This is a genomic window from Promicromonospora kroppenstedtii DSM 19349, assembly GCF_000515355.1.
GTDB lineage: Bacteria > Actinomycetota > Actinomycetes > Actinomycetales > Cellulomonadaceae > Promicromonospora > Promicromonospora kroppenstedtii.
The window spans coordinates 2,049-7,038 of the sequence record NZ_KI911726.1 but is presented as its reverse complement, the minus strand read 5'-3'; the positions used below and the strand labels follow the sequence as shown (position 1 = coordinate 7,038).

The window sequence follows — 4,990 nt, the reverse complement described above, 5'->3', positions numbered from 1 at the left end:
CGTCGCCGCCGCCCACGGCTGCCGGCGGCTCGTGCTCGGGGCATGGGGCTGCGGGGTGTTCGGCAACGACCCGGACGAGGTCGCGACCACCTTCGCCGAGGCCCTCGCTTCCCGGCGCTGGTTCGAGCAGGTCGTCTTCGCGATCCTCGACACGCGGCCTGGGCAGCCGGTGCTCAGGGCCTTCGAGCGGGCGCTCGCGCCAACGAGGTGACCCGGGTCCGACGGATCATCCTGTTCGGGTGACATCGGCACCGCGAACTTCGACCATGTTGGTTCCGAACCCGGCGGCAGGCACGCCCGGCGGGTAGGCGAGGAGAACCGACATGAGCGACCCGACACCCCTCCCCCGGATCTTCCGGCGCCCCGTCGACGACAACGAGTCACGCGAGTCCTCAGCGCTGCTCGTCGGCGCGGGTGCCTTCGTCGTGGGGACCGCGGTGGGGTTCGTCGTGTTCCGCGACGGCGGTGTGCCGATCGCCGGCCGAGGCTCGATCGGGGACTTCGCCGCGATCGGCGGGGCGCTCGTCGCCATCGTCGCGTTCCTCCTCGGCTGCTCCCTGCGGCGCACCCGGAACCGGCGCGAGTCCGCGGACGACGATGTGCGTCCGCGGCTGCGCTGGTTCGACATCGCGGCCCTGTCGCTGGCGCACGCCGTCATCGCGCTGCTGGGCTGGATCGGCGCCGCGTCCGTCGTGAGCCGGAGCTTCATCGGCGCGACGGCGTACCCGACGTCGGCCGCGCTGCTCGGCGGCGTCGCCCTCGCCGTGACCGCCTACGTGGCGTTCCTCTCCGCGGTCAACCTCACCCCGATGATGTTGTCACTGGTCCTGGCCGTGTTCCTGACCGTGGGCGTCTTCGCCAGCATGCTCAGCGCCACCGATCCGCTCTGGTGGCAGGAGAACCTCAGCGCCCTCGGGATGAACGACGACGTCTCCTCGATGGCGTTCAACCTGACGCTCGTCATCGCCGGCGCGATGGTCACGATCATCGCGAACTACGCGACCGCGTACCTCCCGCACACCACGGCCCGGGAAGTGCGCGGACGTCGCCGGGTCCGGCTGGCGCTCGTGCTCATCGGCGTGCTGCTGGCGTGCGTGGGGATCTTCCCCGTCGACGACTTCCTGATCGCGCACAACCTCTCCGCGACGGGGATGGTGATCATCTACGTCGTGCTGGTCGCGCGCATGCGCCGGCTGCTTCCGTCGATGCCGCGGGTGTTCGTGCTGCTCGGCTACATCTACGTCGCCTGCATCGTGGTCCTGGCGGTCTTCTTCATCACCGGGTACTACAACCTGACGGCGGTCGAGCTGGTCGTGGCGGTGCTCATCTTCAGCTGGATCATCGTGTTCCTGCGCAACACCGGGGCGGTCGAGCAGGCTCGGGACGATTCGGTGCAGCACCAGAAGGCCCTCAACAACTGAGGGCGGCCTTGGGACGCATGGTGGCGCGATAACGCAGTACGTAGCGAATGAAGTCCCAGGTGATCCGGTCGCTTCGTCAGAGCGTTATCTTCGACCTGTGTCGTCATCCCGAGAGTTTCATCTGGCCCGCCCCGTACCGCCCAACCCGGGTCGAGCGGCCGCCATCTGCTCGGGCATGCTCGTGATCGGTGTCGGAGTCGTGATCTGGGCATCACTCGACGCCGCCGGCCCCGCCTCCCTGACGCCGGTCCAGCTCGTGATGGCCTACGTCGTAGCCGCTCTTCTCATCACGATCAGCATCGCCGCACCGGTAGCAGCCTGGCGGCAGCGCCGCGGCCAGACCGAAGAGGCTCCGGCACTCGTGCTCGACGACCAGGGCTTCACGGCGTGGGGCGGCCTCCGGGTCGACTGGCACGACGTCACCTCCTGGGAGGTCTTCCACCACGACGAGGTCTATGACGACGATGTCCCGGAGGACCACCCCGACTACATCGGCCCGTCCCAGGTCGACGAGCGGCTCATCCTCGTCCACGCCGACGGGCCCGAGAGGTTTCTGCGCCACCTCGAACCCGATGTACGTGCCGCCTACGCAGACGATGCCTACGGAACCGGCAAGCGGTTCGGCACACCGATCAGGATCGGTGTCGACGGCCTCGATGCGCCCTCCGACGAGGTCGTCGCGGAGTTCGGACGCTACAGCGGGAGCTCCGCGCGACCCTACTGAACCGGCATCGTCGCCACCGTCGAGGCTCACCGTCGTCATGCGGCACGCCGATTCCCGGGCACCATAAGGTTGTCGGCACGCCACCCCAGCATCCGCGAGCACCACGGAGGACAGCGATGAGCATCGAGACCCCGCGTCACACCGCCACGGCGAGCACCCACATCGCCGAGCCGCCCGAGCGGGTCTGGGCCGAGCTGACCCATCCGGGAGCGCGGTGGATGCTGGGCGCGAACGTCGAGACGGACTACCAGCCGGGCAGCCCGATCACGTTCGAGGGACACTTCTTCGGGCGCGTCTTCGCCGACAAGGGAACGGTCATCGCCGTCGACCGGCCGCGCCTGCTGCACTTCACGCACTTCGCGCCGCTCAGCGGCCTCGCAGACGTCCCCGAGAACTACCACGAGATCCGTATCGAGCTCACGCCCGACGACGGCGGCACCCGCGTCACCGTGACCCAGGAGAACATCGACACCGCGCAGCACGCGACGGCGTCCGAGGGGCACTGGAAGGACGCGCTCGCCACGCTCGCCCATCGGGACGACGGCTCGGGCCCGACCCACTGGTGAACGACTCCCGGTGAGGCGACGGGGCTACTGCGCCAGCACCGCGTAGCCCGGGCCCAGCGGCAGGTAGTCCGTGTCGAAGTCGGCGAGCGACGGCGGCTCGCCGCCCTCGACCGCGGCCACCAGGCGGTCCAGGTACCACTCCCAGCCAGGGCCCGTCTCGGGCAGCATCTTCGGGTCGACGTCCATCTGCCGCAGGGTCAGCGTGGTGCCGCCGTCCACCTCCGTGAGCTCGGCGCTCAGCCGCCAGTTGCCGTACTCATCCTCGGCGCTCACCGCCAGCAGCCGTGGCGGCTCGCAGGCGTCGACGCGGAACGGCGCCGGCGCGCCGGGCTCGGCCTCCGCGTTCATGGTCACCAGCACGGTGCCGCTGGCCGGGTCGCCGGTCCAGGTGCCGAACCAGCGGGCCAGGCGGTCCGACTCGGTCACGCTCGCCCACACGTCGTCGATCGGGACGCCCAACCGGCGCACCAGCACCAGGGTCCGCCCGTCGTCCTCCAGGGTTCCGGTCAGGTTCATGCGCTCTGCTCCTTCGCGTTCTGGTTCGCGGTGGTGCCTGAGACAGACGTCCCTCGACGGCGGTCCCGCGCGGCCCGGCGCACCTCGGTGCCGAGCGCGTCGAGGTTCGCGACGGAGACCGGCGCCCGGCGTGCGGTGAGCGCGCCGAGGAGCTCGCGCACCTCGGCGAGCGGTGCGGGGTCGAGCGCATAGCGCCGCTCGCGACCCTCGTCCGTCCCCCGCACCAGCCCCGCGTCGCTCAGCACCCGCAGGTGCTTGCTGATCGCCGGGCGTGACACCGCGTGCTCCGCCGCGAGGTCCACCACGCGCGCCGGGCCGTCCGCGAGCCGCAGCAGCAGCTCACGGCGGATCGGGTCGGCGATGGCTCCGAAGACGTCCATGCGGAAATGGTAACCCATAGGTTACCAATATCAGAGGCCGACGCCGGCCCTGGCAGACGGCGAGGACAGCGACGGCGAGGGCAGCGTCATGCGCGGGGAGGCCCGACCGAACCGCGCTCGACCAGGTGCACGTCGAGCGCGACAGGCTCGCGGTCGCCGGCCCCGGCCCCGCGCTCGATCTCGGCCAGGATGATGCGCGACGCCTCGGCGACCTTCGCGGGCATGTTCTGCGCGATCGTGGTCAGGCCCGGCGTGGTGTACCGGGCGAAGTCGAGGTCGTCGAAGCCGATCACGGACACGTCGCCGGGCACGGAGCCACCCGCCTCCACGATGCCGGCCATGATGCCGACGGCGAGGTGGTCGGCCGTGGCGAACACCGCCGTCACCCCGGGGTGGTCGCGGCGCAGCCGCAGGCCCAGCCGCCGTCCGTCCTCGAACGAGGTGAGCACCTCGACGGAGCCGACGCCGCCCGGGTCGAGCCCCGCCTCCAGGCAGGCCTCGCGGAAGCCGGCCCAGCGCTGCCCGACCACGCCCATACCCTGGTAGGGCGGCCCGGCGAACAGCACGCCGCGGTGCCCGGCGTCGGCCAGACGCCGGCCCGCGAGACGGCCGCCGCCGTGGTCGTCGCTGCGCACGCCGATGGTGCGCGGGTTGGCGGAGTAGCTGTCGATGGCGACCAGGGGCACGGTGTCGACGCGGAGCCGGTCGATCTGCTCGTCCGGGAACTCGACGAGCACCACGCCGTCGAGCGACCAGCCGCGGATGGTCTGCGCCACCTGGTCCTCGTGCTCGATGCCGCGCAGCAGCACGTGGTAGCCGTGATGGCGCAGGTGGGTCTCCATGCCGCCCACGACGGCGACGGTGTGGGGGCTGACCAGCAGGCTGTTGTTCTCCCCCACCGGCACCAGGGCGGCCACGATGTGCGAGCTGTTCGCCGCGAGGCTGCGCGCGGGGATGTTCGGCACGTAGCCGAGCCGGGCGGCGATGCCCAGGACCTTCTCGATCGTGGCGGGCGAGACGCGGGCGCGCTTGCCGTTCATCACGTTCGAGACGGTCATGACGCTGACACCGGCCTCGTCCGCGATGTCGCTCAGTCGTGTGGTCACGCGAACCTCCCCCGTCGACACCCGGCTCCAGCCGCATCCTAAGTGGCCCTTGACCGGGAACTCGGCGTGGCCGTACCGTCTCAGCGGAAGTTTACCGCTAAACCTCCCGGTTCGAAGACGACACAGGAAGACGACACAGACAGTGCGCATCCGGTTCGAAGGAGATCCCATGCCGCGCAGTACCCACACCCGCACCTTTCCCGCCTGGCACAGACGCCTCGCCCTGCTGGCGACCCTCGCGCTCGCCGGCTCCGCCCTCGTGGCCGGCGCGGCCCCG

Annotated in this window: 7 protein-coding genes; 4 read left to right on the top strand and 3 right to left on the bottom strand. The window is 70.8% G+C overall.

The annotated features are described in order from the left end of the window. From PROKR_RS35730 to PROKR_RS21380, 4 genes are all read left to right on the top strand, one after another. Nucleotides 1-211 (top strand): TIGR02452 family protein (locus PROKR_RS35730; protein ID WP_084800588.1); only part of this gene is annotated, 211 nt, incomplete at its 5' end. 112 nt (nt 212-323) lie between these two features. Further along, a complete protein-coding gene (locus PROKR_RS21390; RefSeq protein WP_036967126.1) occupies nt 324-1,421 on the top strand; it encodes a DUF998 domain-containing protein in 1,098 nt (365 codons plus the stop codon). A gap of 256 nt (nt 1,422-1,677) precedes the next feature. Continuing rightward, the gene (locus PROKR_RS36995; RefSeq protein ID WP_211240195.1) at nt 1,678-2,145 is read left to right on the top strand and encodes a hypothetical protein; all 468 of its coding nucleotides are present in this window, start codon (nt 1,678-1,680) and stop codon (nt 2,143-2,145) included. A 116-nt stretch (nt 2,146-2,261) separates the two neighbouring features. Continuing rightward, the gene (locus PROKR_RS21380) at nt 2,262-2,711 is read left to right on the top strand and encodes an SRPBCC family protein (RefSeq protein WP_036967124.1); all 450 of its coding nucleotides are present in this window, start codon (nt 2,262-2,264) and stop codon (nt 2,709-2,711) included. Nucleotides 2,712-2,735: 24 nt separating this feature from the next. Here PROKR_RS21380 and PROKR_RS21375 read toward each other — a convergent pair whose 3' ends face one another. The 3 genes from PROKR_RS21375 to PROKR_RS21365 form a co-directional block, all read right to left on the bottom strand. Then, nucleotides 2,736-3,227, bottom strand: a complete 492-nt coding sequence (locus PROKR_RS21375; RefSeq protein WP_036967123.1) for an SRPBCC family protein — start codon at nt 3,225-3,227, stop codon at nt 2,736-2,738. Further along, complete coding sequence (locus tag PROKR_RS21370) at nt 3,224-3,607, bottom strand: ArsR/SmtB family transcription factor (RefSeq protein WP_036967122.1); 384 nt, start codon at nt 3,605-3,607, stop codon at nt 3,224-3,226. The genes PROKR_RS21375 and PROKR_RS21370 overlap by 4 nt, the downstream gene beginning before the upstream one ends. Before the next feature lie 86 nt (nt 3,608-3,693). Next, on the bottom strand, nt 3,694-4,713 hold the full coding sequence (locus PROKR_RS21365; RefSeq protein WP_245605917.1) for a LacI family DNA-binding transcriptional regulator: 1,020 nt from the start codon (nt 4,711-4,713) through the stop codon (nt 3,694-3,696). Between the last annotated feature and the right edge of the window lie 277 nt (nt 4,714-4,990).